We start from the raw sequence: 15340 nt of genomic DNA, 5'->3' as shown, positions 1-15340 counted from the left end.
ACGCCGATGCCGGGGAGACTCCCCCCGGACCGCCGGCGCGCACAGCCCGCGGCGTCGCGGTCCTCCATCCTCGACGCCGAGCTGCTGCAGACCGTCCGCAGCCGGCTGACCCTGCAGCTCGAGCCCGGCCTCGCCGACCCTTTCAGCGACGTCGCCGGGCGTGAGCGGCTGATCCGCGAGGCGCTCGTCCGGGTGCTGATGGAGAGCCGGCCGGAGGCCGCGGTCGAGGACGGCGACGTCGACCACCTCTTCGACGAGCTCGCCGGGCTGGGGCCGCTGCAGCCGCTGATGGACGACCAGCTCACCACCGACATCCTGGTCAACCGCTGGGACGAGGTGTTCATCGAGCGGTCGGGCCGGCTGCAGCGCACCGGCGCCCGCTTCCGCGACCAGGCCCACCTCGAGCAGATGATCGCGAAGATCGTCGCCCTGGTGGGGCGCGAGATCAGCGTCGACAAGCCGCTGGTCGACGCGCGCATGGTCGATGGCAGCCGGGCCAACGCGGTGTGCGCGCCGGTGGGCGGCCCGACCCTGTGCATCCGCAAGTTCAACCGCCTGCGGCTCACCCTGCTTCCCGAGCACAGCGGTGGCGGCCTCGACTGGGTGAGCCTCCGGGGCATGGACGAGACCATGGCCCGCTACCTGAGCATCGCCGCGCTGGCCCGCTCCACCGTGCTCGTCGCCGGCGCCACCGGCTCCGGCAAGAGCACCCTGCTGCGCTCGATCGTCGACTGCTTCCCCGACGACGAGCGGGTGATCACCATCGAGGACACCGCCGAGCTCGAGCTCACCAACCCTCACTGGGTGCGGCTCGAGTGCGTCCACGAGCACCGGCTCGAGGGGAGGGACAGCAGCGCCCGCCGGCTCGATGTGGCCGATCTCGTCCAGAACGCGCTGCGCATGCGTCCCGACCGGCTGATCATCGGCGAGATCCGCAACAGCCGCGAGGCCTACCACACCCTCGAGGCGCTGAGCACCGGCCACGAGGGCAGCGCCACCACCATCCACGCGGGCACCGCCGCCGACGCCCTGGGACGGCTGGAGCTGCTGGTGGGCCGGAGCTTCGGACAGCTCTCCCCCGCCGAGATCCGCGGCTACATCGCCCGGGTCTTCGACGTGGTGGTGGTGGTCGCCCGGCTCCGTGGCGGCCGGCGCTGCGTCCTCGAGATCTGCGAGCTCGCCGGGCTCGACGGCGATGGCGGCTACGACCTCCGGCCGGTGTTCTGCGCCGACACCGAGGACCGCGGCGGTGACCGGGAGCCGGTGTTCCGCGCCGTCGCCGGGTACGCCCCAGGTCCCCGGCTGACCCGCAAGCTCGAGCTGGAGGGGATCAGGTGGATCTCGTGATCGCCCTCTGCGCCGCGGCCGCGGTGCTGCTGCTCGGGCTGGCGAGCGCCCCGGTGGGCGTGGCCGCCGCCGCACCGGGGGTGCGGCGGTCGTGGCTGGAGGTGATCGTGGAGCGGCACCGCCGCCGGCTGCGCGCCGCCCGGCTCCCCGTCGACGCCCGCACCTTCACGCTCGCCTGCCTCGCCTCGCCGCCACTGCTGCTCCTGGGCGGGCTGCTGCTGGGCTCCCCGGTGGTGGCGGTGGGTGCGAGTGTGGCCGGGCTGGCGCTGCCCCGCCTCTACCTCGACGCCCTGGTGCGTGCCCAGCGCCGCCGCACCGAGGCGGAGGCGCCCCGGCTCCTCCAGGTGCTGGTCGCGGCGCTCGCCGCGGGGGGGACCTACCTGGAGGCGCTCACCGAGGCGCGGACGCGCGTCACCGACCGCTGGCTCCGCGACGACCTCGGCCATCTCATCGCCCAGTTCCACCTCGACGTCCCGCTGGAGCGGTCGATCGCCGAGGTGCGCGCCGCCACCGCGGGGCGCAACCTCGCCCTGGTCTGGGACAACCTCGCCCTCTGCATCGCCCACCACATCCCCGCGGCGCGGGCGCAGGGGCTGCTCACCGAGGTCTCCTCCACGGTGCAGTTCAACGTCCAGGTCCAGGAGGAGGTGCACGCCCGCACCTCGGGGCAGCGGCTGCAGATCTGGCTGCTCGCCGCGATCGTCCCCGGGCTCTTCCTCTACCTCCGGCTGGTCGACCGCGACTTCTTCGCGGTGCTCGACGACACCCTCACCGGCCGGCTGCTGCTGCTCCCCGCCGCGGTCTGCCTCGAGGTGCTCGGGGTGGTGCTGAGCTTCCGGGTGTCGAGGGTGGAGCCGTGATCACCGCGGTCCTCGCCACCGCCGCGGTGTGCTGCCTCGGCGCCGCCCTGTGCCCCCACCGGGCCGCCACGCTGCCGGTCGAGCTGGCCCGCGCCAGCACCCTCTCCCCCCGCGAGGTGGCGCTGCGCGAGCAGTCGCGCCGGCCGCTCTGGCAGCGACTGCTCGCCCCGCTGGCGGCGCCGCTCGCCGCCCGGGTGCGGCCCCGGTGGGCGGGGATCGGCGCCGACGACCTGCGCCGGGCCGGCATCGACCCGGTACGGCTGGGGCCGGCCGAGGTGGTCGCGCTCAAGCTCCTCGGCGCGGCCGCCGGAGCGGCCGCCGGGGTGCTGCTCGCCCTGCTGCTCCCGCCCGCGTCGCTGCTCGTGCCCGCGCTCATCTTCGCCGGCTTCGTCGCCCCGAGCGTGGTGATCTCCCGCCGCCGCGCCGCCCGCGGCCGCCGGCTGCTGCGCGAGCTGCCCGACCTCGTCGGGCTGCTCACCGCCTTCGTCGGCGCCGGCATCCCCCTCGAGCAGGCGCTGCACCTGATCAGCGCGCAGCAGGCGACCGGACCGGCGCCCACCCTCCTCGCCGCCGAGCTGCGCACCGCCCTCGGCGAGTACGGGCTGGGGATGCCGATCGACGCCGCCCTGGAGGCGATGGCGCGGCGCACCGGGCTGGTGGAGGTCGAGCTCTTCGCCGCCGCCGTCGCCCAGGGCAAGCGGCAGGGGGCGGGGCTGGAGCGGATCCTCCGCGACCAGCAGACGGTGGTGCGGATGCAGCAGCGCAACCGCGCCGCCGCCGAGGCGTCGAGGGTGGGCACCCGCCTGGTGGGTGTGCTGGTGCTCGTCTACCTGCCGGAGTTCATGTTGCTGATCATGGTCCCGTTGTTCTACGGGATCTTCCTGCGCGCCTTCGGATAGGCCGGTTCGAGACAGTGATGACGACAACAACGACACCTGGAGGACCCTGGGATGCGACCCATGCCATCGCCGCAGGCGGGACAGTCGACGCTGGAGTGGGTGGTCGGGGCGGCCATCATCCTGGGCACGCTGGCCACCGCCGTGCTCGCCTGGAACACCGCCCTGGCGCACCGGATCGGCGACCTGGTGTCGCAGCTGGCGCACTGACGAGGAGGCCGCGGGAGCGCGGCCAGGAGACCCTCCAGGCGATCCTCGTGGTCGCCCTGGTGCTGCTCCCGGTGCTGGTGTCGATCCTCTCGCTGGCGGCGATGGTGCACACCGACCTGGGCGCACGTGCCGCCGCCGCCGCCGGGGCGCGGTCGGCGGCGAGCGCCGGCGGCTTCGGCCCGGCCCAGCTCGACCGGGTGCGGCGCGAGCTGCGCAGCGGCGGCATCGATCCCGGCTCGTGCGCGGTGTCGGCGACCGCCGCGACGGTCGGCCTCGACGAGCCGGTCGCGGTCACCGTGCGCTGCCCGCAGCACGTCGGCGTCCCCTTCCTGCTGGAGCGCGACGTCGAGGTCGGCACCACCGCCGTCGGCCGGGGCGAGGTGAATCGGTGAGGCGGCAGCACGGCTCCGCGGTGCTCGCCGCGGTCCTGCTCGGCCCGGTGCTGCTGCTCGCCCTGCTGCTCGCGGTACAGGCGGGCGCGCTGCAGCTGGAGCGCCAGCGGGTGCGCAGCGCCGTCGACGAGGCGGCGATCACCGCGGCGTCGGGCGCGGCTTCCGCCGGCGCCGCCGCGGCGGTCGACCACGGCCGCGCCTCGGCGCTGCTCCGGGAGGCGCTCGCCGTCGCCCTGCGCCCGCTCGCGGGAGAGCTGGGCGGGGTCGGCGCCGACGACGTCGCCGCCGCCGCCGAGGTGGCGGTGATCGAGGAGGTGCCGGCCGCCGACCCGTTCACCCCCGGCGCGGTGGTGCTCCGGCCCTCGATCGAGGCGCGGGTCCGGGTGCCGCTGAGCACCGGGCTGCTCCGCATCGCCGCGGTGCCCGCGACAGTGACCGTGACCGTGGTCTCCGGCGCCGATCTGCGCCGCGCCGGCGAGGCCGGCCGGTGATCCGGCGCCCCGGCCCTCCGCATTGCTGGGAGATGTAGATGAGACGCACCCTGTACCTGGCCGCCTTCGCCGTGCTCGCCCTCGCCGCCGCCGCCCTCGCGCTCCGCGCCGAGCAGACCGTCGCGGTGGTGGTGGCCACCCACGACCTGCGAGCGGGCACCCGGGTGGGTCCCGGCGACGTCGAGGAGCGCCGGATGCACGGCGACGGCGTCCCCGCCGGCGCGCTGACCGCCGGCGCGGCCGCGGTCGGCGCCTACGTGGCCTGGCCGCTGGCCTCCGGTGAGCCGGTGCTGGCCCGGATGCTGCGCGCCGAGCGCTCCGGCGCCGGCGCGGCGGGCGGCCTCCCCGTGCCCGAGGGCGACCGGGCGGTGGCGCTGCCGGTGCAGCCCGCCGGCGCCGTCGGAGGCCTGCTCAGCCCCGGCGACCGGGTCGACGTCTTCGTCACCCCCTCGGGGGCCCACCCCGGCGCCGGCACCGGCGACCCCGCGGCACCGGCGACGCTGCTGGGCAGCGACGTGCTCGTCCTCCAGCTGCGCACCGACCAGGGCCAGGTGATGTCGCCGGGCGACCCCGACGAGCCCCGCGGCCTCGGCGCCGGGGTGGCCCGGCTGGGGTCGGTGGTGCTCGCCGTTCCCGCCTCGGAGACGGGGCGGTACGCGGCCGCGGCGGGGTCGGGTGCGCTCTACCTCGCGCTGCGCGTCGGCGGCGGCGGGTGATCACGCCGCTGCGCGCCGGCTGGCGGGACGGCGCCGGCGGGACGGTGCGCATCCGGGGATACCGGGTGCTCGGTGAGGACGGCACCCAGTGCGCGGTGGTGCGGTCCTCCGACTTCGACGTCACCGCGCTCGACGAGGGCCGTCGCGCCGCCGTCGCCGGCGCCTTCACCCGCCTCTGCCGCACCCTGGACGCGCACCTGCAGATCCTCGTCCAGGTGCGCCGCTGGACCGAGCCGGAGGGCCCGGAGCCCGCGGCGGCAGCCCTGACCGGGCACGCCGCCCGCCTGCTCGCCGCCGAGCGGGAGCACCGGCGGGAGAGCCTGCGGCGGCACCCCGCCTTCCGCCGCTCGCTGCTGCTCGTGCCCTCGGTGGAAGGGGACGGGGCCGAGCTCGAGCGCGCCCTCGCGGCGGTGCTCGAGGCCCTCGCCGGCGCCGGCGCCGCGGCCGAGGTGCTCGAGGGCGAGGCGCTGGCGGCGCGGCTGCGCGAGGCGTGGGGCGGCGATGGCGCCGGCTGGCGGACGCACCGCCGGGAGGCGTCGAGCGGCGCCGTCTGGGTGCGCGGCTTCCGGCTGCGCCGGCTCCCCGGCACCGCCGTGGAGCCGGGCTGGCTGGCGCCGCTCCTGCTCGCCCGCGCCGACTGCGACATCGCCCTCCACCTCGAGCCCACCCCGGTGGCGGAGGCGATGTCGCGGCTCTCCCGCCGGCTGCGCGATCTCCGCGCCGACCAGCTCGTCGAGGCCGACCGCGAGGCGCTCGGCGACGCCGGGGTCGACGCCGGGGTCGACGGCGCCCTCGACCTGCGGGCGCGGCTGGCCCGCAACCAGGGCCGCTCGCTGCGCCTCAGCGTCACCGGGGTCGCCCGAGCGGCGGGACCGGCCGACCTCGAGCCCGCCGGCGAGGCGGTCCGTGCCGCCTTCGCCGCCACCCTGGCGTCGTGCGAGCCGGCGGACTTCGAGCACCTCGACGCCGCGATGACCGCCTGGCCGCTGGGCCGCGACCGTCTCGGTGGCGCCAAGCTGGTCGACTCCGCGGCGCTGGCGAGCTGCGTCCCCTGGGTGGAGGCGGGCTGCGACGATCCCGACGGCTACCCGCTGGGACGGTCGACGGCGACCGCGGCGCCGGTGCGCATCGACCCCTTCGACACCGCCCACCACGCCAACGCCAACATCGCGGTGCTCGCCGCGTCGGGGCAGGGCAAGAGCTACACCCTGGGCGCCCTGGTGCTGGCTGCGGCGGGTCGCGGCCGGGGCAGCGTGGTGATCGACCCCGAGGGCGAGTACGAGACCCTGATCGGCGCCCTCGGCGGCGACTATCTGCGCCTCGCCCCGGGATGCGGCGCCGCCCTCAACGTGTTCGAGGCCGGCGACGCCGACGGCGGCGAGGCCGCCCGCCGCGCCGAGGTGGTGGCGGCGGTGGTCGACCTCGTCAACGTGCTCTGCGGCGAGAGCCTCGACGAGGTCGAGCGCGCCCACGTCGACGCCGCCGCCACCGCCGCGCTCGACCGCGCCCGCGGCCGCCGGCGCCCGGCGCTGCTCGGCGACTGCCTGCCTCCGCTGCGCTCCGCCTGCCCGCGGGTCGCCACCGTGCTCGGCCGCTTCTGCACCGGTGGCCTCGGCGAGCTCTTCAACCGCCCCACCACACTGCGCCTCGACGCGCCCGTCGCCGGCGTCTCCCTCCGCGACCTCCGCGAGGAGCTGGTGCCGGCGGCGACCCTGGTGGTCGCCGAGTGGCTCTGGTCGCTGGTACGGCGGCAGCGGGTGCAGCGCCACCTCCTCTTCGACGAGGTCGGGCTGCTCTGCGCCCACGCCCCGCTCCGCCGGCTGCTCACCCAGCTCGCCCGCCGCTGCCGCAAGTACGGCGTGTCCCTCGTGGTCGCCACCCAGAACGCCGGCGACCTGCTCGCCACCGAGGAGGGCACGGTGGTCGCCACCAACCCCTCGATCATCCTGCTCGGCGGCCACCGCGGCGCCGAGACCGCGCGGATGCAGGGTGCATACGGCCTCACCGACGCCCAGCGCCGCCATCTCGAGTCGGCCGGCCGCGGCGACTTCCTGCTGCTCGCCGGCGACCGCCGCCTCGGCGTCCACGTCGAGCAGCCGGCCCTCCACCACGCCCTGCTCACCGGGGGCACGCCGCCGGCCGGCTGAGCCGCAAGTCCGGGGGCGAACATGCGTTCTACGGACACCAACCCTTCGCCCTTCAGGACATCCCTGGGACACCTCGGTGGAGCCCCGCGCAGCGCCGTGCTGCCGGGGCTTCTCCGCGCCGGGGCCACGGCGGCGGGGTCCCTGCTCCGGACGAAGCGACGGACGAGCCTCGGCCATGGAATGTGGGGGGTGGAGCAGGGACCCCTGAACAGCCAGAGAAGGATGGCCGCCGCCCCGGTCGGGGCGGACGACTGCCGGGCGCGACCCTACCCGCAGCCGCTGACTGCGCATCGCACAGAGCGGGTTGACACCACGGCGGTCGCGGACTGCTCCGGCTAGATCCAGCCTGCCGCCTGCAGCGCCGCGTAGAAGGTCGGGAGCAGCCACAGGGCGAGCCCGACGGGGATGAGCGAGAACCGCTTCTGCAGGCTGTAGCCGCCGGCCGAGGCGACGAAGCAGATCAGCGCGAGGAGATAGAACAGCGCCACCAGCTTGGGATTCATTCCCGGCCTCCGTCTCGGACGATGGAGGGCCGCCGGGGACCGGCGACCCGCCTGCCCGCCCCGCCGCCGGCACGCGCCTCCATTGTCCGCCCGCTGTACCCGCGGCGGCCCGCCTAGAGCTCGGCGAACGCTCGCGCGAGGTGGACGAAGGTGCGCACCGGCGTGCCGCTCGGGCCCTTGGGGATCGGGGTCATGTCCCCCTGGTCGTTCCAGACCGCGCCCGCGATGTCGAGGTGCACCCACGGGATGTCGCCGACGAACTCGCGCAGGAAGACGGCGGCGGTGATCGCCCCCGCCTCGCGCCCGGCGGCGTTCTTCATGTCGGCGACCTCGCTGCGCAGGGCGACGTCGTACTCGGGGTGCAGGGGAAGCTCGGCGAGGCGGTCGCCGGCGCGGACGGCGGCGTCCTTCACCATCTGCGCGAGGTCGCGGTGGTTGGTCATCAGGCCGCTGGAGACGTGGCCGAGGGCGACCACGCAGGCGCCGGTCAGGGTGGCGACGTCGACGATGTGGGTGGCGCCGAGCTCGCGCGCCTTGGCGAGTCCGTCGGCGAGGACGATCCTGCCCTCGGCGTCGGTGTTGGTGACCTCGATGGTCTTGCCGCTCTTCGAGACCAGCACGTCGCCGGGCTTGTAGGCGCGGCCCCCGGGCATGTTCTCGGTGGCGGGCACCACCCCGATGACGTTGGCGCGCGGGGCGAGGCGGGCGATCGCCCACATCGCGGCCAGCACCGCGGCGCCGCCGCCCATGTCCCACTTCATCATCTCCATCCCGGCGGCGGGCTTCAGCGAGATGCCGCCGGTGTCGAAGGTGATGCCCTTGCCGACCAGCGCCAGCCGGGGGCCGTCGGGGCTGCCGCCGTCGTGGCGCACCACGATCATCACCGGTGGCTCGTCACTGCCCTGGGCGACCCCGAGCAGCGCCCCCATGCCCTCGCGCTCGAGGTCGGCGCGCTGCAGCACCTCGACCTCGAGGCCGGTGCCCTCGTAGAGCGCCGACGCCTGCTCGGCGAGCAGCCGGGGGGTGAGGGTGTTGCTCGGCGCGGCCGCCCAGGTCCGCACCCGGTTCGACGCCTCGGCGAGCACCTGGGCCTCGTCGAGCGCGGCAGCGAGGGCATCGGCGTCGCCGTCGAGACCGGCGAGGTGGATGGTGTCGATGACGGTGCTGGGCTCGCGCTCGCTCTTGTTGAGGTCGCCCTCGAAGTTGCCGAGCAGCAGCCCGGTGACGACCGCACGGGCGACGTCGGCGGGCAGGGCGGCGTGGCCGTTGCCGAGGGCGTCGACCACCGTCGGGTCGGTGTAGGCGGCGACGCTGCGCACCCCCTGCTTGCGGAGCGCGGTGCCGGCGAACTGGAAGGCGTTGTGCAGCCGGAAGGAGTCGAGCTGGTCGCGCCGCCCCAGGCCCAGCACCAGCAGCCGCCGCGCCGGCAGCCGGCCGAGGGTGTGGATCACCGGGCGCTCGGCGAAGCGTCCGCGGAACTCGCGGGCCTCGCGCATCTCGGCGAGCAGGTTGTCGAGGGCGGCGTCGGCCGCCTCCGCGGCGGGCGACAGCCCGTCCTCGAAGGCGGTGACGATCACGGCGTCGACGTCCGCCTCGGCGAGGGGACGTGTGCTCAGCTCAACGGTCGGCATGCATGCTCCCTGATGGCGCCCCGCGCTCGCGGTACCGCCTCTCGATCTCTCCAACGGCGCGGATGTTGGCAGCCTCGTCGGGGTCGGGGTTGGTCGGCTCGAACCAGGCGTCGACGATCTCCTCCGCGACCGCCACGCTGGTGGCGCGCAGCGAGAGCGCAAGGACGTTGGCGTCGTTCCAGCGCCGCGCCCCGCGCGCGGTCTGCGCGTCGCCGCACAGCGCCGCCCGCACCCCGGGGACCTTGTTGGCGGCGATGCTCACCCCCGTGCCCGTCCAGCAGCAGACGATCCCGGTGTCGACCGCACCCTGGGCGACCAGCCGCCCGACCTGCTCGGCGACCTCCGGCCAGGGGGTGTCGGGCGCGCCGACGGCGCCGCAGCGCACCACCCGCAGACCGCGCTCCTCGAGGTGGAGGGCCAGCTCCTCCGACACCGGGTGGCGCATGTCGCTGCCGATGACGACGCGCCGCGCGCGCGGCGCCTCCTGCTGCTCTGCCACGCCAGGGATGGTACGCCGTCCACTCGTGTCCACCCGCCCCGGGGGGCCGCCGGCCCGCTCGCAGGGCCGGCGACCTGATCTACCGTGCCGCGGGTCGCGGGCCCGGCTCCGGGCACGGTGCCGGCGCAGCTCGGGCGCCGGCGGGGAGCACCAGGGTGCCGTGGATGACCGGGGGACGGGTGGAGCCGGACCCGGGGCGCGACGACGAGAAGGAGACGTCGCGCCCGCTCGGCCGAACACGGTCCACCACGCTGCTCTCCCCAATACCGGCGGTCGGCTCCGCGGCGCACGGGGTTGACACATGTTGACGCGCGCCGGGGCCCAGGATGGTGCCTTCCGACCGGTCTGTCAATCACCCATCCACGACTTTAACCACATGTTTTCCACATCTCCATCCCCGTTTTCCACATTGGGCGGCCGGGGCTGTGGAAAGGGGCGAGCGAGCACAATCCCCGCATGGACCGCGACGCGCTCCGTGACCAGCTCCTCGACGAGGCGCGGGCACGGGGCTTCAGCAGCGCCGGGATCGCCTCGGTGCGCCCCTTCCGCCGGATCCGCGCCCGCGCCCTGCGGGCCATCGACGAGGGACGGATGGCGGGGATGACCTGGTACTCGCCGGAGCGGGTCGAGGCCTCCACCGACCTCGGCCGCCGCCATCCCTGGGCACGGTCGCTGCTCGCCCTCGCCTGGCCCTACCCCCCCGCCGCCCCGCCGCCACCCGCACCGGCGGCGCCGGGACGTCCCCGCGGCCGGGTCGCCGCCTACGCCTGCCTGACCGGCCCCGGGGGCGGCGCGGTCGACTACCACGACCATCTCGCCACCGCCTGCGACGGCCTCGTCGCCTGGCTGCGCGAGCGCGCCGGCGAGCTGCGCGCCCACCGTTTCGTCGACCATGGCTGGGCCATCGACCGGGCCGTCGCCGAGCGCGCCGGGATCGGCTTCGCGGGCAAGAACGCGTGCCTCATCACCCGCGAGGCGGGGTCGTACGTCCTCCTCGCCGAGGTGCTGCTCTCGCTGCCGCTGCCGCCCACCCCGCGGTCGCGGCGGGGATGCGGGCACTGCGGCGCCTGCCTGCCCGCCTGCCCCACCGGGGCGATCACCGCCCCCGGGGTGATCGACTCCCGGCGCTGCATCAGCTACCTGACCATCGAGCACCGTGGGTCGATCCCGGTCGAGCTGCGGCCGCTGATCGGCACCTGGGCGTTCGGCTGCGACCTCTGCCAGGAGGCCTGCCCGGTGAACGCGCGCCTGGCCCCGGCCGGGCTGGAGGCGGGCGCGCCCTCGACCGCGACCGGCCCGGTGCCGCACCCCGATCTCGTCGAGTGCCTCGAGCTCGACGACGAGGAGTTCCGGCGGCGCTTCCGCCGCACCGCGGTCTGGCGCACCGGGCGTGCCGGGCTGGCCCGCAACGCCGCCATCGCCCTCGGCAACGCCGGCGATCCCGGGGCGCTGGCGCCGCTGCGGCGGGCGGCGGACGCCGACCCCGACCCGGTGGTGCGCGAGGCGGCGAGCTGGGCGGTGGCCCGGCTCCAGGCCGTCTGACTGGCACAATCCCGGCATGGACGGTCTCGACCGGCGGCTCGCCGAGCGCACCCTGGAGCTGGTCGACATCGCCTCCGAGAGCGGCGACGAGGCGCGCATCCTCGAGCACGTCGCCGCCGTCCTCGGCGGGGTCGAGGGCGAGGTGCACGCCGACGGCGACGGGCTGCTGCTGGTGCCGCCGCGCAGCGGGCGCCCGCTGGTGGTGCTCGCCGGCCACCTCGACACCGTCCCGGCCCAGGGCAACCGCCCCGGGCGTCACGAGGACGGCGCCGTCGTCGGCCTCGGCACCTCGGACATGAAGGGCGCCTGCGCGGTGATCATCGAGCTCGCCCTCTGGGCCGACCGCACCCGCCCGGAGCGGGCCGTCGACCTCGGGTTCCTGCTCTTCGGCCGGGAGGAGCTGCCCTCCGCCCAGAGCGCGCTGCGCCCGCTGCTGGCGCGGCTGCCGGTGCTCGGCGAGACCGAGCTCGCGGTGGTCATGGAGCCCACCGACAACACCCTGCAGGTGGGCTGCCTCGGCAACCTCACCGCCGAGGTCCGCTTCGAGGGACGCAGCGCCCACTCCGCCCGGCCCTGGCTCGGGGTGAACGCGGTGCACGCCGCGGTGCGGGGCCTCGCCGCCGTCGCCGCGCTGGAGCCGCGGCCGGTGGTGATCCAGGGGCTGGAGTACCGCGAGGTGCTGTCGGTGGTGCGGATCTCCGCGGGCATCGCCGACAACGTCATCCCGGATCTGGCCACCTGCCGGATCAACTTCCGCTACGCCCCCGACCGCACCCCCGCAGAGGCGGAGGCGCGGATCCGCGAGCTGGTGACCGACGGCGAGCTGCGGGTGCTCTCCAACTCCGGGCCGGCGCCGGTGGTCGCCGACCACGAGCTCTGCACCCGGCTGCGCGACGCCGGTGATCTGGCGGTGCAACCCAAGCAGGCGTGGACGCCGGTGGCGGAGTTCGCCGAGCAGGGCATCGCGGCGGTGAACTACGGTCCCGGCTCGACCGCCCACGCCCACCGCGCCGACGAGCGGGTCGAGGTCGCCAGCCTGGTGCGCGCCTTCGACACCCTGCGGCGCTTCGCATTCGAGGACCGATGATCAGCACCCACCCGCTGCAGGAGCGCATCGAGGCCGCCTGGGAGGGAACCACCCCTCTCGCCGACCCCACCACCGTCGCCGCCGTCGAGGAGGCGATCGAGCTGCTCGACTCCGGCGCGATCCGGGTCGCCTCCAAGGAGGAGGGCGTGTGGACGGTGCACGAGTGGGTGAAGAAGGCCATCCTCCTCTACTTCCGGCTGCGCCCGGTGGAGCGGATGGAGGCCGGCGTCTTCGAGTACTCGGACAAGATCGCCCTGAAGCGCGGCTACGCGCAGCTCGGGGTGCGGGTGGTGCCGCCCGCGGTCGCCCGCCACGGCTGCCACCTCTCGCCCGGGGTGGTGATGATGCCGAGCTACGTGAACATCGGCGCCCGGGTGGGAGCGCGCACCATGGTCGACACCTGGGCGACGGTGGGCTCCTGCGCCCAGGTCGGCGACGACGTCCACCTCTCCGGCGGGGTCGGCATCGGCGGCGTTCTCGAGCCCCTGCAGGCCACCCCGGTGATCGTCGAGGACGGCGCCTTCATCGGCTCGCGCTGCATCGTCGTCGAGGGCGTGGTGGTGGAGGAGCGCGCCGTGCTCGGCGCCGGGGTGGTGCTCACCGCCTCGACGCCGATCCTCGACGTCACCGGACCCGAGCCGGTCGAGCACCGCGGCCGGGTGCCGGCCGGCGCCGTGGTGATCCCCGGCACCCGGCCGAAGCGCTTCCCGGCCGGCGAGTACGGCACCCCGGTGGCGCTGATCATCGGCCGCCGCAGCCCCGCCACCGACCTGAAGGTGAGTCTCAACGACGCGCTCCGCGAGCACGGGCTCAGCGCGGGCTCCTAGCTGTGGAGCGGCGCACCCCGCGACCGGGCGGCTATCGGGCCGTGGTCTTCGACCTCGACGGCACCCTCACCCGCGAGGCCAACTCCTGGGCGGCGGTGCAGCGCAAGCTCGGCCCCGGCCACGCCCGGCGCCAGCGCGACCGCTGGGCCCGCTACCGCGAGGGCGCGCTCGACCGCCAGGGCTTCCTGGTCGAGCAGGTCGCCGACCTCCGCGGCGAGGCCTCGGCGCTGCTCGACGAGGTGGTCGCCGAGGTCGAGTACCACGACGGGGTGGCCGCCGCCTGCGAGGCGCTCCGGGCCGCCGGGGTGCGGCTGGCGATCGTCTCCGCCGGCATCACCGCCCTCGCCGAGCGGGTTGCCGCCGACCTCAGCATGGAGCTGCACCGGGCCAACACCATCCACGTCCTCGACGGGCTCTTCACCGGCGAGGCGGAGATCACCGTGCCCCCCGGCGGCAAGGCCCCGGTCTTCGCCGAGACGGTGGCGGCGCTGGACCTCGACCCCGCCGAGGTGGTGGCGGTGGGCGACAGCCCCGGCGACATCGACATGTTCCGCGCCGCCGGCCTCGGCGTCGCCTTCTGCCCGGTGAACGCGGAGACCGCCGCGGCCGCCGACGTGATCATCGACACCCCCGACATGCGCCGCCTCGTGCCCCTGGTGCTCGGCGGCGAGGCGCCCCGGTGAGCGACCCCGCCGGCCGCCAGTACCACCTCGCCTGCGGCCCCGGCGACGTCGGCGGCCACGTGCTCCTCCCCGGCGACCCGGGCCGCTGCGAGCGCATCGCCGCCCATCTCGACGGCGCCGCGCTGGTGGCCGCCAACCGCGAGTACACCACCTGGACCGGCACCCTCGAGGGGGAGGCGGTGAGCGTCACCTCGACCGGGATCGGCGGCCCCTCGACGGCGATCGCGGTCGAGGAGCTGTGCAACCTCGGCGCCCACACCCTGATCCGGGTCGGCTCCTGCGGCGCGATGCAGCCGGGGCTGCGCCTCGGCGACGTCATCGTCGCCCAGGCGGCGGTGCGCGACGAGGGCACCAGCCTGCAGTACATCCCGCTGGCCTGGCCGGCGGTCGCCCACCTCGACATCGTGGACGCGCTGCGCGCCGCCGCCACCGCCGCCGGGGTGCGCCACCACACCGGCACGGTGCAGTCGAAGGACTCGTTCTACGGCGAGATGGAGCCCGACCGGATGCCGATCGCCGCCGAGCTGCGGGCCCGGTGGGAGGCGTGGGTGCGCGCCGGCGTGCTCGCCTCCGAGATGGAGTGCGCCGCCCTCCTCACCGTCGCCGCGGTGCGCCGCGTCCGCGCCGGCGCCGCCCTCGCCGTGGTCAACGCCGCCCCCACCGTCGACGCCATGCCCGACCCCACCCGCCTCCCCATCGACGCCCTGGTGGAGGTCGCCGTGGACGCGGTGCGGCGGCTCATCCGCGGTGGACCGAGAGCCTAGCCGGTCTCCGCCATCCCCCCGTGGAGACGGTGCAGCACCTCGGACGGCGCGGCGAGCTCGCGGGGATTGGGGGAGGTGGCGCCCTCGGCCGGGGGCAGCGCCCAGGTGGCCCGCCAGACGGTCATCCCGCAATGGCGGCCGGCGTCGACGTCGACGTCGCGGTCGCCGATGTAGACCGCCCGGGTGGGGCGCACCCCGAGCCGGCTGCAGGCGAGCAGCAGCCCCTCCGGGTCGGGCTTGGGGCGGCTGACGCAGTCGAGGCCGACCACGGTCTCGAAATGACCGCGCAGCCCGCAGGCCGCAAGCCCCCACTCCAGCGGCTCGAGGCGGCGGGAGGAGACCACGGCGAGGTGGAGCCGGCGCCGGCTCAGGGCGCCGAGCACCCGGGGGATGCCTCGGAACGTGACCGGCGTGACCCGCCGGTCGAAGAGGGGCAGGACCTCGTCGGCCCGTCCCGGCCAGGCCAGCTCCAGCCGCTCCAGGATCGGACGCCCCTCGGCGGCCCAGAAGAGCTCGGCCCCGGCGGCGGCGCCGGGATCGTGGGCGACCAGCTCGGAGACCGCCGCCTCGTCGGCGCCGCGGGTGTCGACGAGCGTGCCGTCGTAGTCCCAGATGACGGCATCGACGGGAGGGGTGGAGCGGGTGCGGGATCGATTGTTCACGATGTCCGAGGAGTCGGCGCGGTGCGGGAAACGCGTTGGCCCGTATGGCAGATAACTCGCGCCGCGGAGAAAACGTGCGCCCG

The 15340-nt window shown here is 75.8% G+C and carries 17 protein-coding genes; 13 read left to right on the top strand and 4 right to left on the bottom strand.

Annotation, left to right across the window (positions count from 1 at the left end; translation table 11 throughout):
* Positions 1-6: 6 nt before the first annotated feature.
* From VGL20_16350 to VGL20_16315, 8 genes are read left to right on the top strand one after another with little or no spacing between them, the layout of a single operon-like run.
* A complete protein-coding gene (locus VGL20_16350; GenBank protein ID HEY2705254.1) occupies positions 7-1347 on the top strand; it encodes an ATPase, T2SS/T4P/T4SS family in 1341 nt (446 codons plus the stop codon).
* Positions 1335-2207: a hypothetical protein gene (locus VGL20_16345; protein ID HEY2705253.1), complete on the top strand. Its 873-nt coding sequence runs from the start codon at positions 1335-1337 to the stop codon at positions 2205-2207. Before VGL20_16350 ends, VGL20_16345 begins: the two co-directional genes overlap by 13 nt.
* A complete protein-coding gene (locus VGL20_16340) occupies positions 2204-3106 on the top strand; it encodes a type II secretion system F family protein (GenBank protein HEY2705252.1) in 903 nt (300 codons plus the stop codon). The genes VGL20_16345 and VGL20_16340 overlap by 4 nt, the downstream gene beginning before the upstream one ends.
* A gap of 51 nt (positions 3107-3157) precedes the next feature.
* Positions 3158-3313: a hypothetical protein gene (locus tag VGL20_16335; GenBank protein ID HEY2705251.1), complete on the top strand. Its 156-nt coding sequence runs from the start codon at positions 3158-3160 to the stop codon at positions 3311-3313.
* A 47-nt stretch (positions 3314-3360) separates the two neighbouring features.
* Positions 3361-3705 carry a hypothetical protein gene (locus VGL20_16330; GenBank protein ID HEY2705250.1) on the top strand — a complete coding sequence of 115 codons (345 nt, stop codon included), beginning with the start codon at positions 3361-3363 and terminating at the stop codon, positions 3703-3705.
* Positions 3702-4196 carry a pilus assembly protein TadG-related protein gene (locus VGL20_16325; GenBank protein HEY2705249.1) on the top strand — a complete coding sequence of 165 codons (495 nt, stop codon included), beginning with the start codon at positions 3702-3704 and terminating at the stop codon, positions 4194-4196. Before VGL20_16330 ends, VGL20_16325 begins: the two co-directional genes overlap by 4 nt.
* Before the next feature lie 38 nt (positions 4197-4234).
* Complete coding sequence (cpaB, locus tag VGL20_16320) at positions 4235-4912, top strand: Flp pilus assembly protein CpaB (GenBank protein HEY2705248.1); 678 nt, start codon at positions 4235-4237, stop codon at positions 4910-4912.
* Entirely contained in the window at positions 4909-7059 is a 2151-nt protein-coding gene (locus VGL20_16315) for a DUF87 domain-containing protein (protein HEY2705247.1), read from the top strand. The genes cpaB and VGL20_16315 overlap by 4 nt, the downstream gene beginning before the upstream one ends.
* A 335-nt stretch (positions 7060-7394) precedes the next feature.
* On the opposite strand, the gene VGL20_16310 is transcribed toward VGL20_16315, so the two are convergent.
* The 3 genes from VGL20_16310 to VGL20_16300 form a co-directional block, all read right to left on the bottom strand.
* On the bottom strand, positions 7395-7562 hold the full coding sequence (locus VGL20_16310) for a hypothetical protein (GenBank protein ID HEY2705246.1): 168 nt from the start codon (positions 7560-7562) through the stop codon (positions 7395-7397).
* A 113-nt stretch (positions 7563-7675) separates the two neighbouring features.
* Positions 7676-9193 (bottom strand): leucyl aminopeptidase, encoded by a 1518-nt coding sequence (locus VGL20_16305; protein ID HEY2705245.1) that lies wholly within the window; start codon positions 9191-9193, stop codon positions 7676-7678.
* Complete coding sequence (locus tag VGL20_16300) at positions 9180-9692, bottom strand: RpiB/LacA/LacB family sugar-phosphate isomerase (GenBank protein ID HEY2705244.1); 513 nt, start codon at positions 9690-9692, stop codon at positions 9180-9182. The genes VGL20_16305 and VGL20_16300 overlap by 14 nt, the downstream gene beginning before the upstream one ends.
* 456 nt (positions 9693-10148) lie before the next feature.
* Here VGL20_16300 and queG point away from each other — a divergent pair, with 456 nt between their 5' ends.
* Genes queG through udp form a run of 5 tightly spaced genes read left to right on the top strand, consistent with a single transcriptional unit; the run spans position 10149 to position 14595 of the window.
* Entirely contained in the window at positions 10149-11234 is a 1086-nt protein-coding gene (gene queG, locus VGL20_16295) for a tRNA epoxyqueuosine(34) reductase QueG (protein HEY2705243.1), read from the top strand.
* Between the two features lie 16 nt (positions 11235-11250).
* On the top strand, positions 11251-12321 hold the full coding sequence (gene dapE, locus VGL20_16290) for a succinyl-diaminopimelate desuccinylase (protein ID HEY2705242.1): 1071 nt from the start codon (positions 11251-11253) through the stop codon (positions 12319-12321).
* Entirely contained in the window at positions 12318-13148 is an 831-nt protein-coding gene (locus tag VGL20_16285; GenBank protein HEY2705241.1) for a 2,3,4,5-tetrahydropyridine-2,6-dicarboxylate N-succinyltransferase, read from the top strand. The genes dapE and VGL20_16285 overlap by 4 nt, the downstream gene beginning before the upstream one ends.
* A 2-nt stretch (positions 13149-13150) precedes the next feature.
* Complete coding sequence (locus VGL20_16280; GenBank protein HEY2705240.1) at positions 13151-13831, top strand: HAD-IB family phosphatase; 681 nt, start codon at positions 13151-13153, stop codon at positions 13829-13831.
* Positions 13828-14595: a uridine phosphorylase gene (udp, locus tag VGL20_16275; protein HEY2705239.1), complete on the top strand. Its 768-nt coding sequence runs from the start codon at positions 13828-13830 to the stop codon at positions 14593-14595. Before VGL20_16280 ends, udp begins: the two co-directional genes overlap by 4 nt.
* Here udp and VGL20_16270 read toward each other — a convergent pair.
* Entirely contained in the window at positions 14592-15257 is a 666-nt protein-coding gene (locus VGL20_16270) for an HAD-IA family hydrolase (GenBank protein HEY2705238.1), read from the bottom strand. The genes udp and VGL20_16270 overlap by 4 nt on opposite strands.
* Between the last annotated feature and the right edge of the window lie 83 nt (positions 15258-15340).

The sequence above is a fragment of the Candidatus Dormiibacterota bacterium genome, from assembly GCA_036495095.1.
Taxonomy (GTDB): domain Bacteria; phylum Chloroflexota; class Dormibacteria; order Aeolococcales; family Aeolococcaceae; genus CF-96.
Note: the sequence above shows the minus strand (reverse complement) of the source record. Positions and strands in the feature narration are given on the sequence as shown.